The sequence below is a fragment of the Treponema sp. SP13 genome (assembly GCF_050938355.1).
GTDB classification, from domain to species: domain Bacteria; phylum Spirochaetota; class Spirochaetia; order Treponematales; family Treponemataceae; genus Treponema_D; species Treponema_D socranskii.
Map to the genome: position 1 here is coordinate 1 of NZ_JADOVM010000012.1, position 17148 is coordinate 17148.

Genomic DNA, 17148 nt, shown 5'->3' on the forward strand with positions numbered 1-17148 from the left:
CCGTACAGCTTACGAGAATGTCGCCGCTTTGCAGCTGTACGGTTATTTCGTCGAATACCGACGTCTTTTCGACGCCGAGCGGTTCGTTCTGTTTCGACAGCTGCGACACGTCGTCCGTTTTTGCGGTATAGACGAGCACCGGATTGATGCCGCTCGTCGAAAGCCGGGCTTCCCGCGTTAAAGGGTTATAATCGACGAGGGCGACACTCGCAAAGTGATCTTCGATGCCGGTCTCCGCGCAGAGCCCTCGGTTGATCCATTTTAAAATAGAAGCGGGGCTTTGCGGAGAAGGTGCGAGCATACGCAGCATCGTGCGAATCATCACCATGACGCTGAACGAATTCATGCCTTTTCCGACGACGTCGGCCATGACAAAGAGCGTACGGTCTTTCCGCACCGGCACGATATCGTAATAGTCGCCGCACACGTTTTCGTTTTGCACCGACCACGCTCCGAGCGATACGCCGAGCATTTCGGGTATCTTTTCGGGGATGAGTTTTTTTTGAAATTTCGCTGCGGTATTGCCTTCTTCCGTGAGGCTGCGTTTTTCGCTGTAGTCGAGGAAGCTCAAAAGCGTGCGGAGCGCCGAAGCGGCCGCATCGGTAAGCGTCTTTGTACGTTCGAAATCGATTTCGGAAAAGCTCTCTTTTTTCGGATCCCGCGACAGCGCCGAAACACCGACCGTTTTGCCCTGTATGCGGATCGGAACGCAGATATAGGAGCCGCATGCGAGGAAATCTTCCGGCCCGTTTTGATAGATGCGCGGATCGTGAGAGGCGTCTTTTATAAGTACGGCTTCGCCCGACGACGCAACATCTCCGAAAATTGTGTCGGAAAGCTGAAACTGCATATAACGGAAATTCGCTTCGACGCGTACCGGCTTGTGAGGCAGCGTATCGGGCAGCCTATACGGCGGCGGAAACGAGCCTGTCATGGAACGGACGGTGAGAAAATTGTCGAATTCGTCCGACAGGAGGATGACGCAGCCGTCGGCCTTTGCCGCTTCGGTGAGCTTTGTATTGAAGTAGTCGAGAAATTGGCTCAAGCTGTTGTCGAGCGAAAAAAGTTCGGCCGCCTTTGCCGCAAACTCTTCATTCGTATCGATCTTTTTTTCATACGATATGTTTGCAAGCGAATCGAGCTCGGCTTCGGAGCTCTCTTCCGGCTCTTCTTTTTTTTCGCGCTTTCGGGGAAAGCCGAATGCGAGAATGACAAAATAGGGCAGCACGAACAATTCCGAAACGAGCATGGCGGCGATGAGGTATATGCTGAGCGAAGAGCGAAGCATATAGATAAGGCCTGCAAAAAGGATGCCGAGCGCGACGTACAGCACAAAACTCGCTTTTGCCGTATTGCGGTACCGTATGACGACGAGCAACAGGAATAGAATCGTGAGCAATACCGCTGCCGTTATAATCGGTATGTGTATAAAAGAATCGATCGAATACAATTTTTAACTCCACATACTATACAATATATTTAAATATTTTATCATTGAAGCGATACGCAGTCAAGGTGATTTTATTTTCCTTTTAAACATGATGCGTTCGATGCCGTTTTTTATGCGGGCAGTAAAATGTACTCGTTTGCTGCGCGTAAAGGACTGCACCGCTTCGTCGAGTTGCACGCCGTCTCCGAATTTTTCCCGCAATTCTTCCCAATACAGCATAATCCACACGTAGAGGTCGCTCTTCGTGTGCTGCCTGAAATAACGCATGACGTGCCTGTCGTCTATCGCTTTGATTATCGGAAGATAGACGTCCTCGAACCACGACATAAGCGCATCCGCTGCCGACATTTCGGCGCCTTGTTTTTTTTCGATATACGCTTTGTGCGTCAGTATGTGATTATAGATGATATCGTACTGTCCTGTCGATGTAAAATCGAGCGACCAAAAATCGGTGATGTCTCCGAAATTCGTTTCGGTGTAGAACACCCGTTTTTCATACGAAATGATCTCTTTTATCATCGATTTCAGCGTGTACGCGGGTTTTAATTTTATTTCGCTCTGCAGCGAAACGATTTCCGCGTCGATGAATTCGATGCCGCGCGCTTTAGCGACCGAAACGCGGTGATTGCCGTCGCGCACAAAATACAGGCCGCCGAGCTCGTACACTTTTATCGGCGGCAGGATGATCGATTCGTATTGCGCCGCATCGACGTGTTTCCAGCGTTCGCGCAAAAATCCGCTTTTCGGAAAAAAACGGTTATCGAAATCTTTATAGCGGCCTTCGCTTCCGACGATCTTGTCGAGCGGGATAGTCTTTAATCCGACGTAAATTTCGTCTTTCGGTTTTAAAAGCGATTTTATTTCCGAAAACGAAATGAGAGACGCTTCTTCGGGATTTAAAAAATGCTGTATTTCGTTGAACAGCGCTTTGCTGTGCGCTTTATTAAAATCTTCATCCGTCTGCAACGAAAACAAGCTACCGTTCATTGCGATCCTCCCGTTTTCGGAAATTCGATGAGACAGTGCGCGTATGCGTTTACGACTGTCGTTGCGCCCGTTTCCGTGACGCGGCGGTCGCGTATGTCGTAAAGGTGGATGTGCCCGTGCACGAGATAGACGGGCGAAAATTTTTTTATGAACCAGTTGAAGCATTCGAAGCCGACATGGCACGGATCTTCTTTGTCGTGAATGCCCCTCGGAGATGCGTGCGTTAAAAAGATATCGAGATATCTGCCGTAACGCAGTTTGTTCCACAGAAGAGAAGGGATCATACCGATGAGACGGCGCTTCATCTCTCCCTCGCTGTATTGATTGAGACCGTTGTTGTATTTCCGCGAACCGGAAACTCCCGCGATAAGGAGCGGCGTCTTTTTCCCCGTTACGGGATCGGCAAACGAAAGCGTTTTGTCGCGGATGACGCGGAACCCGCAGTAAGCGGCTCCGTGCCCGTGCGTTTCCCCGCGCTTTTCCGCAGGAGCGTGAGCGCTCGAATGATAATAATGGAATTCGTTTAAGTTGTGATTGCCGAAGATAAAGTATGTCGGTTTATTGAACATCGATACGATAAAATCGACGTAGTCCATCGGTAAATCTCCGGCGCATAAAATCATATCGATATCGGAAAACAGCGACGAAGCGTTTTGATTATAGATAAGCGGATCGATCATATCCGAAACGCAGAGTATTTTCATTATACACCCGATTTTTTCAGTGCCTGTTCAAGCTGCTCTTTACCGATAAGCTCGACGGGCCTGCCTTCCGCAAATGTGCGCGCGCTTCGAGAAAAATCCGAACTTGAAAAAATATATGCGCGTGAACAGTTCGTCCCCTTGAGGTCGTCGAGCGCTTGCCGCACGACCGAATCTTCGAGCGGATCGGAAAAACGGTAAAAACGCAGCAAGTATAATTGCTTTCGCACGCTCATCCAGTCACCATCTCGTTCCGTCGCGATGATTTGGCATCCCCACTTTGCCGCGTCGGAACGCTGGACTGCGAACGACAACGCGTTTTGTGTGAGCTTTGCGCACATCGCCGTAAAGTCTTCGTTGCCGCACGTGAGGTAATCTTTGAGAGCGTCGTTCGTCTGTATGTCTTTGTATTTTGCAAGCTTTGCCGCGACGTCGCGGAAGGCGTGATTTTTTTTATAGATGATTTCCCACTGTGCTATCGCGTTGTCGATTTGCCGCAGCACTTCAAAGCACGCGGCCATACAATAGCGCGCGTGCAGCGTTTCCTGTTTGATGCCCGCTTTGTCGAGTTCGACCGCGCGACTGAGATCGATGAGCGCGCTGTCGGGACGGCCTGCAAGCATGAGGCTGATGCCGCGTTCGATGAGCGAGCGTTCGCGGTATTCCGCACTGCGCTGCGCTTTTTCAAAGGCTTTGACGGCGCCGGCGTAATCTTTATTTTCTTTTAATATCTTTCCGAGGTAGTAATAATTCGAATACGCTTCGGGATTTAGAGAAAGGGCGAGATCGATTTCCTTTTTCGCTTCGGCAAATTGTTTTGCATTTGCGAGGAGGAGGGCAAGGGAAGCGTGCGCTTCGGCGTGGCGCTTGTTCAATGCGACTGTTTTGCGAAACAATGTGAGCGCAGTATCGGTGCGATTTTGCTTTTCGTAAATTTTTCCCGCGCTGTAATACGCGTCGGCATTTTCCGGTTCGAGCTTCGTGAGCAGAAGAAATTCGCGGAGCGCGTTTTCGTCCTGATTGCATTGCAAGTACAACGCTGCGAGGTTTTTTCGAAACGGAACTTCGGCGATGTCGTCTCCGAAGACGGCGTTTTCACTTACGGTTTTGTATTCCATGAGCGCGAGCTCGGCTCTATTTTTCGGCGAGATAGGCTTTGCCGAGATAATAGTGGACGAGGTAATTTTTCGGCTCCTTTGCGAGGATCTGCTTTGCGAGTTTTTCGGCTGCGGAAAGTTTTTTTTGTTTTATGAGTTTGAGGATGTTTTCGGCGCGTTTCGGTGCGAGTACGGATTTTGTGAGAAACAACAGCAGTCCCGCGATAAACGCTATGAGCGCTGCGATAACTGCGATTTGAATCGGCTCCATAATAAATCCTCCGTATGAAATGCGGGATGCGGAACATATCGATTTTCGAAAATGCCGCATCCGTGCGCACAAACGCATTCGAAAAAATATGTATAAAACGGTCTTTTGTAAAATTGTAAATTGCTGTATACTAGATTAGTAGATTTATTAAACTCTGTCAAATGACCGATAATGGAGAAAGGTTGTAATTGAATGCGGAACGGTAAAATGAACCGATACATTAAAGGAGCGATTCTTTTTTTGCTTTTTGCAGCGCCGCTGTTTGCGGAAAGCGAAGGAGAGCGTCTTTTTAAATCGAATGATCCGACTGCCGCTATCCCGATTCTCGAACGGGAGCTTTCGTCGGGAAGCGCTTCGGTCGCCGCGTATAATTATCTCGGCCTTTCGTATTATCAAACGGGACAGTACGACAAATCCGTCGCGGTCTTTGAAAGGGGACTCGCCGTACCGGGTACGGACAAAAAAGTGCTCGCATACAATGCGGGCAACTCCGCATTCGCCGCGGGGAATTACGCGAAAGCCGACAGCTGCTATTCACTTGCGCTGAGCGCTTCTCCCGATTTTGCAAAAGCGCTTTTGAATCGGGCAAACGCGCGGCTCAATCAGATGCAGCTTGAGGGTGCGCTCGGCGATTACGAGCGTTATATCGAAAAGGTGCCGGGTGATCCGCAGCGGACTGAAATCGAACGCGTCATCGCGCTCATCCGTGCCGAACTTGTAAAGCGGGAAGAAGATGCGAGAGCGGCTGCGGCTCTGGAGCGGATGCGCAGAGAAGAAGAAGCGCGCATGTATGCCGAGCAGGAGCGCGTGGCGGCCGATAAAGCGCGGCGGGAAGCCGAGGCGAGGGCTGCCGAAGAAGCGCGCAAAAAAAAGCTGCTCGAAGACGTAGCGAATTCGCTGCGATCTACGAATGCCGAAAATATGACCGGAGGAGCGGAAGATACGCTCGGCTACGAAACGGAACCAGAACTCGATTGATGTAGTGCAACGGGATATTTTTATAGGTCGAATGACGAGTTTTGAAACTATGAACTGATAAAACTGTGCTTGCGGCGAGAACTTCGTTCGCTGCGCTCACTACCGAGTTTGCTCTGCAAACTCGCCGTGTATGCCGCGGTCGAGCTTTTTAAGCCAGGCTTTCGTAAGCCTAACGCTCGAAACGGCACGCAGCCGGAACCTTGCCTTTCGCACGATTTTACTTGTTTGCAAAACTCGCCATTCCGGCATTACGCGAAACTGATGGAAAATTTCGAGTTTTAGAAAACTCGAAATTGAGCTTTTATAGCAAAGGAAAGGGATATGGCAAAGACAAAGACGACTGAAAAAACGGCTGCCGTAAAAAAGACGGCAAAAAAGGCGCCGGTTGAAAAATCGGTAACGCCGGCAGTTAAAAAAGCTGTCGAAAAACCGGCCGCAAAAAAGGCGAGCGCGAAAGCCGATGAAAAGGCGGGCGCCAAAAAAACAAGCGCAAAGATGCCCGCCAAAGCAAGCGTAAAAAAAGCCGATGTAAAAGCGACGGCAAAAACTGCGCCCAAGACGGCTGCAAAAAAAACGACTGCAAAGGCTGCCGCAAAACCGGCGGTAGCGGCGTCTGTAAAAATGCAGGCGGCTAAACCTGCTGCCGAAAGCACGCGTACAAAACCCCGAGCTGCCAAAAAGATTGTACCGGAAAAGCCCGTTGCAAGTGAAAAATCGGTTTCCGTGAAAACGTCTGAAAGCGCGGATGTTCGTAAAGCGGTCGACACGCTTGTCGCATCGAAGCCGATTTTCGGCGATGCGCCGGTATCGGTGCATACAACCGAGCAAAAAGAGCCGGTGAAAAAAGTATCGTTTGCCGATTTTTCCGCCGGAAGCAAGCCGGCAAGTCGAGATGCCGCCGAAAGCGAATCCGAAAAAAAATTGAATAAAAAAATCGTTATCGCGATTATCTGCGCGGCAGTCATCATCGCCCTTATTGCGGTTTTTTTTTAAATAGATCCGCTTTATCCGGTTCAACATCCGCTTCACGCGGCGATGCGCTCGCTTCCGTTCAGCTTTACATGGACAGCGGCGACTACGATCGCGCGCAGAGTATTCTCGAAAAGCTGCTCAAAAAGGATCCTTCGGATGCCGAAGTACGAAAATTGCTCGATGAACTCGCTTTATTAAAAGGCGCAAAGTCCGGCGACGGGGCGATGCAGGATGAGCTTGCGCGCAGTACGGCCGAAGCTCAGAAGACGCAAAGAGAGCTCGAAGAATTGCTCTCTCGCGGAAAGGGCTCGGGTGCAGATGCCGCGTCAAATGTCGATGCGGGATCTGCTCTGCGGACGGGCGGACGCGATGCCGCATCCGAGTCTTCAGCCGATCGAACGGCGGCGCAGCAAAAGGCGCGCGCGGCAGAAGATGCCGCCCGGCGGGAAAAAGAGGCCGCTGCCGAACGGGAGCGAAAAGCGAAAATCGCCGAACAAAGGGAAGCTGAGGCAGCTTTGGAGCGCGAGCGGAAAGCCGAAGCAGAAAAGGCGGCAAAGGCGCTTGCGGCACAAAAGCAAAAAGAAGAAGCGGCACGCAAAGCAGCCGAAGAAGAACTTGCGCGCAAAAATCGTGCGATTCAAAGGGAAATCGACGGCGTAAATACCGAAATCGCGCAGGGCAAATCCGATTTGACGGCAAATAAAATCGATTCGGCGCTCAATCATTTCGGCAAGGCGCAAAAAATGCTTCCGATTTCCGCAGGCGAGCCGCTTTTTTCAGGCAGTAAAAATTCGGAAATGGCGTCCGCGCTTTACGACGCTTCCCAAAACGCGGCATCGGATGCGGACAAAAGGCGGCTTCGCGATGCGGCCGTCGGCTATGCCGAAGAAGCGATCCGAAAAACGCCGAACGATGCCGCTTCCCACTATGTGCTCGGTATGGCAGCTTTCGACACAAAGAATTATCCGAAAGCGCTCGACGAACTTTCCAAAGCGGTGCAGAACGACCGATCGAATGCTCTCTATCACTATAACCTCGGACGCGCACAATACCTTTCGCGCCGCTACAGCGACGCCCGTTCATCGTTTCAGAGAAGCGTCGATTTGGACGGACGATTTGCGCCGGCTCAATACAATCTCGGACTGGCAAACTTGAGAACGGGAAACGAAGCCGAAGCGCTGTCTTCTTTCCGCCGTGCACGGACGACCGATGCGAATTACGAAAAAGCCTATCTCGAGGAAGCCCGCCTCCTTTCAAAGCAGGGCGATCACAGCGGGGCTGTCAGCGCGTACAACAATGTGCTCCGCGTAAACGATGTGAACGGCAACGCGCTGCGCGAACTCGGTTCCGAATACTACGCGATGGAAAATTACGCCGCATCCGAAAATTGCTATCGCCGTGCGCTCGCGCTTTTGAGTCCGACGGAAGAAGACCCGACGACGTACTACAATCTTTCCGCAACATTGTACGCGGAGCACAAAGATGCCGAAGCGATTACCTATGCAAAGCGCGCCTACGCTTCGAAGTCGTCACTCGGCAATGCCGCGCAAGCGAACATCGTATATAATTATGCGCTTATGCTGCAGGAGGCGGGAAAATCCGAAGAAGCGATTCCGCTCTACGTCGAAGCACTGCGCTTAAATCAAAATCACGAAAAATCGAAAATCAATCTCGGAAAAATGTACCTCGAAATGAATCCGCCCGACGTCGATACGGCGCTTAAGCTTTTCAGACAAGCATACAATGCGGACAATAAAAGTTTCGAAGCGAACAATAATCTCGGAAGCGCATACCTCGCAAAAAAAGATTATAAAAATGCGATTCAATTTTATCAAAACGCGCTGCGCCTCGATCCGTCCAACAATACGGTGCGCTCGAATCTCGCGCAAACCTACGCGAGCGACGGTCAGTTCGACAACGCGAAAACGACGTACACCGAACTGATCAAGCGCGACGGCAGGAATTGGGATGCCTATGTGGAACTCGGAAAAGTATGTATGTCGACGGGAGATACGGCAGGCGCGGAACGATATTTGAGCGAAGTGCAAACCAAGCAGCCGAATCACCGTCGCGCCGAAGTGGCGGAGCTTTTGTCGGCGCTTCGAAACGGCGGCGCTCAGGCAAGATAGCAGGCGGACATTTACGTACGCTTTACGAGGGCGAAAAGCTCCGCCCTCGTTACCGCCGTCCACACGGGTCTTCCGTGGGGGCAGTGCGGGTCGGGGAGGGAGAGCGCCTTTTCCGCCAAATCCGAAGCGGCCGCATCGTCGAGCACATAACCGTCTTTAACTGCAGCTTTGCACGCGGTCATAGCGGCGATCTCGGAAATGACGTCTTCCGGGGCGACTCGCTTTTCGAGGAGGGCGCGGTACAGATCGTTTTCGCTTCCTTTCCAGCGCTCCGGCACCGACCTTATCTCCCACACTCCGTTTCCTTTGTTTTTTGCCGCAATGCCGGCTTTTTTCATCTCATCCCGTATGCGCGTCAAATAGATATCGTCCGCCGCGTTTTGCGTAACGATTTCATAGGGAACGAGAAGCGTTTGACTTTTTCCCTGATTTTGCATAATGGCGTCGTAGAGAATCCGCTCGTGAGCCGCGTGCTGGTCGATGATATACAGCGTGTCACCTTTTTCGGCAACCAAAAAAGTGCCGAGTGCGCTTCCGAGAAAGTGAAAACCGCCGTTTGTTGTTTTGATTTTTTCGGCTGCGTTTTCGATGTCGTATAGTTTTGTTTTGTCTGCCGCATCGCTTGCCGCGCCGTCTCTCGTTTCATCGAACGAAAGCGCTTTTTTTGCAAGTTCGAGCGGTACGTCCTGCGCTTCGTGGTTTATCGAATAGCGCGCTTTGTATGCATCGGTTTTATATTCGCGGGCATAGGGATTCGTAAAGTCACCTGCGCCGCGGTGCATGACGATGCGCGAAAAATCTTTCGCCTGCCGGATCGAGTCTTTGTTTTTTCCGTACGATATGCCTTTTCCGCTTCCGCCGGCCGCATCGAAATCGAAAGATTGAAAATTGTTAATTTTATCGTCGCGGTCGTTTTTCATTTCGCGCAAAGTGTATTGATGAAAAAAATTCCGCAAAGCTCCGCTCACGCCGTGGTGCAGGCTTGCGATGTCGCGGAAGCGCGCTTCTTTTTTTGCCGGGTGAATATTGAAGTCGACGAGATCGCTTTTCATCGTGACGAAGAGGGCGGCTGCGGGATAAGTGCCGTTCGGAAAATAACCCTGACCGCCGTACTCGATCGCCTGTACGAGCGAATACTCGGTAATCCTTCTGCCGTTTACGAAGATGTATATGTCTTTTTTATTTGTGCGCGATACGCCCGGCTCTCCGATGACGCAGGTAAAAATCCAGTCGGGATTTTCTCCGCCCGAAGAGCCTGAGATTTCGTAAAAGAGAGAAGCGTTTTCGGAAGGGAGCGCCGCTTCTACGAATCGCTTTTTTAAACTCGTGCCCGCTTCGAGCGTTATGCGCCGCTCTCCGTCCGAAGTAAACGAAAATGCTATGTCCGGCCTCGCAAGCGTCTTTTCGATAAACGTGTTTTTGCACATGAGCGCTTCGGCTGCCGGGCGTTTTAAAAATCTTCGTCTCGCGGGAAAGTTTTCAAAGAGTCCTTCCGCCTGTACGATCGTACCCGCAGTCGATGCACTCCTTTCGATGATGTGATCTTCGGTTACCGACGCCCGCATTTTCCAGCCGCCCGATATGATCGAAAGGCGGCATACTGCGGCGATCGACGAAAGCGCTTCTCCTCTGAAGCCGAGCGTCGACAGGTGCAAAAGATCGGTTTCCGTTTCGATTTTGCTCGTCGCGTGCGGCCGCGCGCAGTTTTGCAGATCGCTTTTCGTCATGCCCGAACCGTTGTCGACGACGCGCACTTTTTCGATGCAGCCCGAATCGATTTCGACGGCGATGCCGTCGGCACCCGAATCGACCGCGTTGTCCATGAGTTCTCGCACAATCGCATTCGGCCGGTCGATGACTTCGCCCGCCGCGATTTTCCTCGCGACTTCGGCGGAAAGCTGCCGTACCGGTTTCGCATCGCTCATTGACGCGTACCCTCCTGCGGAGCGCCCGCCGTTCCCGTCGCTTCGTCGGTACCCGAAAAGAGATCGAGTTCGGGCGTATCCGCGCTTTCGGGTGCGGGTTCATTCATGAGCATTTGGATCTTTCCTTCGATCCTGTCGATTTCGGCTTCCATGCCGCGCGCGAGTTTTATGCCCATTTCGAAATCTTTGAGCGCATCTTCGAGCGATATGTCGTCGCGCTTGATGTCGGCGGTAAGCTTTTCAAGCGTTTCAAGATTTTTTGCAAAATTTTTCATGACGGACTCCTTGTAAATTATTAATTAATAAAGCGGTTTGCCTTTGTGCATACGCTTTTGACGGTCGCCGTAAGTTGACCTTTTGCCGGAACGATTTCAAGTTCCGCTCCGACTGCGACGAGCGATGCATCCCGCACGACTTCTCCGCTTGCCGTGTCGCGTACCATCGAATAGCCCCGTGCAAAAATTTTTTCGGGACTTGCGCTTTCGAGTACGTGCGTACACAGGGCGATGCGGTGCTTTGCGTCTTTTAATTTTTCATCGATGTTTTGCAGCAGCGCGACTTTTGCGCCGTCAAAGCGCGCGAGGAGCGGCTGTTCGATAGTTCGGAACTGCAGTTCGAGGTTTTCGGGATTGAACGTGCGCACGATGAGCTTCATGTTTTCGACTTTGCGTTTTATTTCCGTATGGAAGGTATCGGCATAGGTTTGCAGCGTACGAATGATATCGCTTTTGAGCGGGACTGCGGCTTCCGCTGCGGCCGACGGAGTCGGGGCTCGAAAATCGGCTGCGTAATCGGAAAGCGCCCAATCGATTTCGTGTCCGACGGCGGAAATCACCGGTATGTTCGATTCGTAGACAGCGCGTACTACCGCTTCGTCGCTGAAGGGAAGCAGATCTTCGAGGGAGCCGCCTCCGCGTCCGACGATAAGCACGTCGCAAAGCCGGAAATAATTTGCGACTTTTATCTGCCTCACGATCGTTTCCGCCGCTCCTTCTCCCTGCACCGTCGCAGGTAAAATGACCGCCGATACGCAGGGATTCCGCCGCTTCATAATCTGCAGGATATCGCGCAGGGCGGCTCCCGTCGCGCTCGTGACGATACCGACCGTTTTCGGAAAAAGAGGCAGCGGTTTTTTGTGCGCTTCGTCGAATATGCCTTCGGTGGCGAGGCGCTTTTTGCGCTCTTCGAGCATCTGTAAAATATTTCCTGCGCCTGCGATTTCCATGCGCGAAATGACGAGCTGATATTTGCCGTGCGGCGGGTACACCGTAAGACGTCCGGTACAGCGCACGAGCATACCGTCTTTCGGCGAAAACGAAAGAGAGGGCGTCGCGCTCCGCCACATCGCACATCCGAGCTGCGCGCCGGAATCTTTCAGCGTCAAATAGATGTGGCCGGCGCTCGTCAGTTTGCAGTTGGAAATTTCACCTTCGACGACGACGGTACCGAACGAACCTTCGATCATCTCTTTGATGAGGTTTGTGATCTGCGTGACGGAAAAAAACGCGGAGGCGTCTTGTGCCGAATGTGCCATAGCGCTAATTTTATAGCGTATGGAAAAACTGGTCAACGCGCGTGATTGAGGTTTTGCCGACAATAGAATTGAAAGTATTCCGTTCGCGCTTTGCACAACGTTTCGTCTAAGAATAATTCTTTTTCGTTTCATCCCCGATTGTTTTACAATGATTTTTTAATACCAACGGTAATTCCGAACATTACGTATAAAACAAGAAAGGGAGAGCTTATTCCTACGACGATAGGAATATTTGAAAAAATTGCTGCTCTTACCAATTCATTTCTCAAAAATATATCCATCCCAATTCCGAAAGCAAGGTGAATGCAAGCCAAAACGACAAACGCCGTCATACATTTAAAAAGCACAGCAAAACATTCTTTGTATTCGGAATAAAAATCAGCTTCCGTGCCTACTTGGTTTTTGAGCTTTGCGGCTTCATTTTTCGTAATCTCTTTTTCAGTCACTTTATTATCAATATCAAAGAATTTTGTGTTCATCGTGTCTAACGAAAATCTGCTGTTTGCTTCCGAGATTTCAGCTGTGTTCTTCATAATAAAAAGTGCGATATAGATAATCATAATAAATTGTAAAAATAACACTAAAACTTTTTCATCGGATTCAAGTGGCTGTTGAAACAACCTTACAATAAAAAGGTGTTCATCGGATTTTTGTGCTAGAAGAGAAATATGTATCAACTGCACGTAGAGAACTAAAGAAACTATTGAACAAAATTCTATCCGATTTATTTTTATTTTTCTTTTCCAAATCAAAAAACACACAGCAATTGAAAACAAATAAAATCCTGCCGACAAGATTTCTGCCGGCAATTTCGGATAGGCAACCAACAAAAGCGATAACGGAAAAATTATAACCAGCGCAATCGCGAACAAAGACTTTAAAATATACAAAAATCGATTCATGGTTTTCCTTCAAATTTCAAAGGATTATAATCATAGAAAAATAAAAGCACTCCGAAAATCGGTCGGCGTACTTTCGCGTGAAATAAAAACTTTGTTTACAACTTCAACTTTTTAGCAATTGCGGCAATATCTTTTTTATATAACCAGATTCCCATGATACCTTCTTCCCGATAAACAGCCATACTTGAAAGAAAGCCTATCATAGAAGGGTTGTTGCTGTTTTCTATAATGTAAATCATATCTGTCATTTCCATGTGGGGCTGATTATTTATGACGGATTTACCGCCTTCCTCGGCAGTCACTCTGGCTTTGGTAGCCGTAAATTTTGATTTTGGGATGGTAATCCGGTTGATATAACCGCCAAAAAGCGTTTCTTCGATGACGATTGTTTCACCCTTAAGAGTTACCTTAACGGGATTCTCATCCACAGATTTAACCGAATAAGATTGCGCAAACATGGATGATACAACAAAAGTCATAAAAAACACGGATAAAAGTTTTTTCATAATTCCTCCTAAGCTGCCAAAACAGCAACTTGATTTTGTTGTTGAACAACTTATAATATACCCTTCTATCATATCCCGATAGCGGAAAAATATTTTTAGATTTTTCAAGTTTTATTTCATAGCAATTTAATCCATTCCTTAAAAGCATCTAACTGCTGCTGATATGAATCCGCAAATAAAAATGACTTAAACTCGTCAGTGTCGAATTTTGTTTGATTTTCAAAATAATAAAACCATTCACAACAGTTAAATTTATTATATTCATTCCGGCAATTACTTTCTTCAATAAGACGAATTATTTTATTTTCCATTGAAAAAAAAGCCGGAAGAGATCGATATATGTGATCCGGCAGAGACCAATCAATTTTACGTAAACGCTTTCTTACTTCAGAAAGAACTTTTTTATCACAAACACTTATTGAAGAATTTTGCAGCGGTATGTAGTACCACCCTTTTCGAAAATACAGTTTTTTGCCCAGTTTGCTATTATTTCGATTCCCCTCGATTGCAAGGGAAAGAAAAAATTCTTTTTCACAGCAGGGGCTAAATCCTATAAAGAAATTATTTGATTTGTAAGTATAATAAAAACCGGCGCCATATTCATCTGCCTTTTTGGTTGTACTGTCCCGTTTGTAGGCTATCAGGCTTTGGTCTATTTCGCCCAGAAATATTTCTTTTATTGAAAATAGTTCTCTAAATAAAGACGGTACAGCGAACAATAATGTTTCCTCACGAGTTAATAATGTCATTTTTATCTCCTTCAGCGGCTGACTGTTTATAAAAAATATAACACAGGCGGCTATCATAGCATGATAGCGGGAAAATTATTTTGAAAAAATAATCGTTTGTCGGACTCTCTTGCGATTGCTTGAATGACAGTATCCAATGAACGGAAAACTTCCCAGCGTTCACAGCTTGTTACGGCTGCGATTTTTGCCGCTGCCAAATCTTCCAACTCCGGCACACGACTTCCTTTCCAGATTTTATCGGCAAGTGAAACTGCGAGTTCTTCAAGCGTTGAGCTTTCCGACCATAAAGCGTGAGAGGCGGCAAATTGTGATTTTTCTTCGGAAAAACCGAGAGACCGTAAAAGGTGAAAACCTTCCCGTTCGTGCTTATGTCCTTCTTCCGAAAGTTCGTTAATGTAAACGCTTTTTCCTATGTCGTGACCGGCCGCACCGAATAAGACGAGATCTTTATTGATGTTCAGATTTCCCCACGTACCGTTTAGCTTTTCAAGCAATTTATTTGCAACATCGTGAACAAGCAGCGAATGAGCGTATAACCTTGGCGAAACTCCGAGAGTACTGAAAACGGATTCAATCTCATCTGGAAGAGAAAGCAGATTTCGACAATTTATATACTGATATTCCGCCATTCGAATTTTGTCTTAATGAACAGAGAGTTGATTCCCCTGTTAAGATTTACAGATATAGTAACAGGAGAGAATATCAGATCACGATAGCGGAAAAATTATTTTCTGGCTTTATTAAACAAAATCTTCATAACGGGATTGTAATAACAGTACTCGTCGCTCTTGTTTGCGGAGAAGTGAAACAAATCGATATAATCTATTTCTTTGCCGTTCAGATTATATTTGCCGTATGCGGCGACGCCTTCTTTGTTATGAGTAAGTGTTTTATTTTTTGAAAATTCACCGGGGAAGCATAAATTTATGTAGTTTTCAGCAATCGTACCGTCCCATAAATTGGCTGTTATGATTATATCGGGGTCCAATATTTTTAATTGCTCTTGAAAAAAGTTTGTTTTTTCCAACTCCGAATCTTTTAAGAAACGATCAACCAAGTCTGTATTAGTCTCCCAATTATCAGGATCGTCATTACTGTATTTTGAAATATTTATACAGGCGAATCCGAAATCTTTAGTTTCACGCATTTTATTCAGTATTTCCAAGGCTGTCGGAATATTTTCGAATGGGAATTCCCCCTCGGTTTTAATGCCGTATACGATATAAAGAATATGCCGCCACCATGAATTTTTGTTGCTAAAATCCTTGTCAAAAAATTCTTTTGTCGTATCTCTAAAGTCATAACCTCCGATGTTTCTCGTTTCACGACCTATAAAAACCGTTTTTCTTTTTTGGTCAAAATATCCGGGGAAAAAACCGTCTTTTGCAAAACAATCCTGAGGGATTGTTGTTTCCTTGTTTCCGTTATCAATGGGAGTTTTATTCTTTGATAATTGTTCTATCCATTCGTTCATTAACTTATCTAAGTCATGATTTTTTTGTTTTTCAAATTCTGAATATTCAAATGTTGAAAGCATAGTCTTTTACCTCCTACTTAAATTATACCACACATTCTCTATCATATCACGATAGTTGCAAAAAAATAAAAATTATTCGCTATCACCGAATGATAGCGGTTTATGTTATAATAGTTTTATGAAGCGGGAAAACAAAAAACAGCAGACTCGGCAGCTGAACAGAAAAATACTTGAGCGGATAAATATCATCCATAGAGCAATCAAATCCGGAAGTTATCCCGATAACCTGAAGTTACAGCGGCTTTACTGCGAGACGACAGGCTACAGTAAAGTCGGTGAGGCTACAATTAACCGCGATATCGATATGCTTCGTACTTATTTTCACGCACCTCTGGAATTTGACAGACACAAAGGCGGCTATTATTACAGCAATGCCTTTGAATTCCCTTTGAATGATATTTCCGCAGAGGATGTTTTTTATCTTTCGGCAGCAAAAACATTACTTTCAAGTTTTGAAGGAAGTCCTATTTATAAATCGATTTCCGAAGTTATTGATTTTGTAACGGATACACAGGGCTTGAGCAAAAGTTCTCTTTTAAAGAGAATCGCCGTTCCGCCCGTCCCGAAAGTCGTAACGAATGAAGATGTTTGGAAAAAAGTTATACGTTCTTTGCAGGAAAACGCAGTTGTCGATTTTGAGTATAGCGGCAGGTGGAATACGAAATCCGCACGGCGCCGCGTCGCGCCGTATCAGATTCTTATGGATGAGGGGATTTGTTTTTTATTCGGCTATGATTTGAATAAAAAGGCCGTGCGTCTTTTCGCCTTGAACAGAATGAAGGACTTTATCGTTACGAATGAGCATTTTGAACTTCCCGATGATTTTGAATTTTCTTCCTATTGCGGCGGCGGAAAGTTCGGCGCATTTATGTCGGAAGATTCCGTCGATTTTATAATCGATTTTTACGGCAACGCCCGGCTGTATGTAAAAGAGCGTCTTTGGGCTGACAATCAGAAACTTACTGATTTTGAAGATGAAGAAAAAACGCGGATTGAGTTTTCTTCAACGCAAGTCCTGAAAGTTATGGAATGGATTTTAGCGCAGGGAGCGAATGTCGTTCCGCAAAGTCCGCAGTGGTTTGTGACGGATTGGAAAAAGACCGTAAAAGCAATGATGAAAAGGGCGAAAAGCGATATTAATAATTAATAAATTTCCGAAAGGTGATTTCATTCGTGCGCTCATTGTTTGTACGAATATTGCCTGTGCGCAGTGTCTGAACTGCGCGATAGATGCCGCGCGCTCGTTGTCTGCGCGAATATGGCCTGCACGCTGCTTTCGAGTCGGGTACGATGAACGTACCGGCGGGAGCGGGTGTGGATGGCGGTGAAAGACGTTTGCAAAGTTTTGGGGTGAAGTACTTGACAGGAAGGTGAGAAAAGTAGTAAATTATTAGTTACCCGCTCAAATCA

17 protein-coding genes are annotated in these 17148 nt (G+C 47.5%); 4 read left to right on the forward strand and 13 right to left on the reverse strand.

The window, feature by feature from the left end; genetic code table 11:
* The 5 genes from IZU26_RS12890 to IZU26_RS12910 all read right to left on the reverse strand — a co-directional run.
* Positions 1-1450: PP2C family protein-serine/threonine phosphatase (locus tag IZU26_RS12890; RefSeq protein ID WP_433279551.1), on the reverse strand; the 1450-nt coding region annotated here is incomplete at its 3' end.
* Between the two features lie 60 nt (positions 1451-1510).
* Positions 1511-2437, reverse strand: coding sequence for a transcriptional regulator (locus IZU26_RS12895; protein WP_310823481.1), 927 nt, complete (start codon positions 2435-2437; stop codon positions 1511-1513).
* Positions 2434-3141 (reverse strand): metallophosphoesterase family protein, encoded by a 708-nt coding sequence (locus IZU26_RS12900; RefSeq protein WP_310823482.1) that lies wholly within the window; start codon positions 3139-3141, stop codon positions 2434-2436. The genes IZU26_RS12895 and IZU26_RS12900 overlap by 4 nt, the downstream gene beginning before the upstream one ends.
* Positions 3141-4256, reverse strand: a complete 1116-nt coding sequence (locus tag IZU26_RS12905) for a tetratricopeptide repeat protein (RefSeq protein WP_433279554.1) — start codon at positions 4254-4256, stop codon at positions 3141-3143. The genes IZU26_RS12900 and IZU26_RS12905 overlap by 1 nt, the downstream gene beginning before the upstream one ends.
* Before the next feature lie 16 nt (positions 4257-4272).
* On the reverse strand, positions 4273-4506 hold the full coding sequence (locus IZU26_RS12910; RefSeq protein WP_433279556.1) for a hypothetical protein: 234 nt from the start codon (positions 4504-4506) through the stop codon (positions 4273-4275).
* A gap of 207 nt (positions 4507-4713) precedes the next feature.
* Here IZU26_RS12910 and IZU26_RS12915 point away from each other — a divergent pair, with 207 nt between their 5' ends.
* The 3 genes from IZU26_RS12915 (at position 4714) to IZU26_RS12925 (ending at position 8585) form a co-directional block, all read left to right on the forward strand.
* The gene (locus IZU26_RS12915; RefSeq protein WP_051169932.1) at positions 4714-5484 is read left to right on the forward strand and encodes a tetratricopeptide repeat protein; all 771 of its coding nucleotides are present in this window, start codon (positions 4714-4716) and stop codon (positions 5482-5484) included.
* A 321-nt stretch (positions 5485-5805) separates the two neighbouring features.
* The gene (locus IZU26_RS12920; RefSeq protein ID WP_433279557.1) at positions 5806-6477 is read left to right on the forward strand and encodes a hypothetical protein; all 672 of its coding nucleotides are present in this window, start codon (positions 5806-5808) and stop codon (positions 6475-6477) included.
* Positions 6435-8585, forward strand: coding sequence for a tetratricopeptide repeat protein (locus IZU26_RS12925; RefSeq protein WP_433279573.1), 2151 nt, complete (start codon positions 6435-6437; stop codon positions 8583-8585). Before IZU26_RS12920 ends, IZU26_RS12925 begins: the two co-directional genes overlap by 43 nt.
* 11 nt (positions 8586-8596) lie before the next feature.
* Here IZU26_RS12925 and mutL read toward each other — a convergent pair whose 3' ends face one another.
* The 8 genes from mutL to IZU26_RS12965 form a co-directional block, all read right to left on the reverse strand.
* Complete coding sequence (gene mutL, locus IZU26_RS12930; protein WP_433279559.1) at positions 8597-10510, reverse strand: DNA mismatch repair endonuclease MutL; 1914 nt, start codon at positions 10508-10510, stop codon at positions 8597-8599.
* Complete coding sequence (gene xseB / locus IZU26_RS12935; protein WP_187384681.1) at positions 10507-10785, reverse strand: exodeoxyribonuclease VII small subunit; 279 nt, start codon at positions 10783-10785, stop codon at positions 10507-10509. The genes mutL and xseB overlap by 4 nt, the downstream gene beginning before the upstream one ends.
* Before the next feature lie 20 nt (positions 10786-10805).
* Positions 10806-12044 (reverse strand): exodeoxyribonuclease VII large subunit, encoded by a 1239-nt coding sequence (xseA, locus tag IZU26_RS12940; RefSeq protein WP_433279561.1) that lies wholly within the window; start codon positions 12042-12044, stop codon positions 10806-10808.
* Between the two features lie 143 nt (positions 12045-12187).
* Positions 12188-12946, reverse strand: coding sequence for an FHIPEP family type III secretion protein (locus tag IZU26_RS12945; RefSeq protein WP_433279563.1), 759 nt, complete (start codon positions 12944-12946; stop codon positions 12188-12190).
* A 95-nt stretch (positions 12947-13041) separates the two neighbouring features.
* Positions 13042-13452 (reverse strand): hypothetical protein, encoded by a 411-nt coding sequence (locus IZU26_RS12950; protein ID WP_433279565.1) that lies wholly within the window; start codon positions 13450-13452, stop codon positions 13042-13044.
* A 116-nt stretch (positions 13453-13568) separates the two neighbouring features.
* Positions 13569-14201 carry a hypothetical protein gene (locus IZU26_RS12955; RefSeq protein ID WP_315329022.1) on the reverse strand — a complete coding sequence of 211 codons (633 nt, stop codon included), beginning with the start codon at positions 14199-14201 and terminating at the stop codon, positions 13569-13571.
* Between the two features lie 53 nt (positions 14202-14254).
* Positions 14255-14830, reverse strand: a complete 576-nt coding sequence (locus tag IZU26_RS12960; protein ID WP_433279567.1) for an HD domain-containing protein — start codon at positions 14828-14830, stop codon at positions 14255-14257.
* Positions 14831-14925: 95 nt separating this feature from the next.
* On the reverse strand, positions 14926-15738 hold the full coding sequence (locus IZU26_RS12965; RefSeq protein ID WP_433279569.1) for a hypothetical protein: 813 nt from the start codon (positions 15736-15738) through the stop codon (positions 14926-14928).
* A gap of 118 nt (positions 15739-15856) precedes the next feature.
* Between IZU26_RS12965 and IZU26_RS12970 the strand changes: the two genes are divergently transcribed.
* Complete coding sequence (locus tag IZU26_RS12970; protein ID WP_433279571.1) at positions 15857-16885, forward strand: helix-turn-helix transcriptional regulator; 1029 nt, start codon at positions 15857-15859, stop codon at positions 16883-16885.
* The last annotated feature ends 263 nt before the right edge of the window (positions 16886-17148 follow it).

Coding starts and splice junctions, on each gene's coding strand:
- IZU26_RS12950 (WP_433279565.1), bottom strand. CDS start 13,452: ATGAAAAAACTTTTATCCGTGTTTTTTATGACTTTTGTTGTATCATCC.
- IZU26_RS12955 (WP_315329022.1), bottom strand. CDS start 14,201: ATGACATTATTAACTCGTGAGGAAACATTATTGTTCGCTGTACCGTCT.
- xseA (WP_433279561.1), bottom strand. CDS start 12,044: ATGGCACATTCGGCACAAGACGCCTCCGCGTTTTTTTCCGTCACGCAG.
- IZU26_RS12910 (WP_433279556.1), bottom strand. CDS start 4,506: ATGGAGCCGATTCAAATCGCAGTTATCGCAGCGCTCATAGCGTTTATC.
- IZU26_RS12895 (WP_310823481.1), bottom strand. CDS start 2,437: ATGAACGGTAGCTTGTTTTCGTTGCAGACGGATGAAGATTTTAATAAA.
- IZU26_RS12965 (WP_433279569.1), bottom strand. CDS start 15,738: ATGCTTTCAACATTTGAATATTCAGAATTTGAAAAACAAAAAAATCAT.
- mutL (WP_433279559.1), bottom strand. CDS start 10,510: ATGAGCGATGCGAAACCGGTACGGCAGCTTTCCGCCGAAGTCGCGAGG.
- xseB (WP_187384681.1), bottom strand. CDS start 10,785: ATGAAAAATTTTGCAAAAAATCTTGAAACGCTTGAAAAGCTTACCGCC.
- IZU26_RS12905 (WP_433279554.1), bottom strand. CDS start 4,256: ATGGAATACAAAACCGTAAGTGAAAACGCCGTCTTCGGAGACGACATC.
- IZU26_RS12915 (WP_051169932.1), top strand. CDS start 4,714: ATGAACCGATACATTAAAGGAGCGATTCTTTTTTTGCTTTTTGCAGCG.
- IZU26_RS12900 (WP_310823482.1), bottom strand. CDS start 3,141: ATGAAAATACTCTGCGTTTCGGATATGATCGATCCGCTTATCTATAAT.
- IZU26_RS12920 (WP_433279557.1), top strand. CDS start 5,806: ATGGCAAAGACAAAGACGACTGAAAAAACGGCTGCCGTAAAAAAGACG.
- IZU26_RS12970 (WP_433279571.1), top strand. CDS start 15,857: ATGAAGCGGGAAAACAAAAAACAGCAGACTCGGCAGCTGAACAGAAAA.
- IZU26_RS12945 (WP_433279563.1), bottom strand. CDS start 12,946: ATGAATCGATTTTTGTATATTTTAAAGTCTTTGTTCGCGATTGCGCTG.
- IZU26_RS12960 (WP_433279567.1), bottom strand. CDS start 14,830: ATGGCGGAATATCAGTATATAAATTGTCGAAATCTGCTTTCTCTTCCA.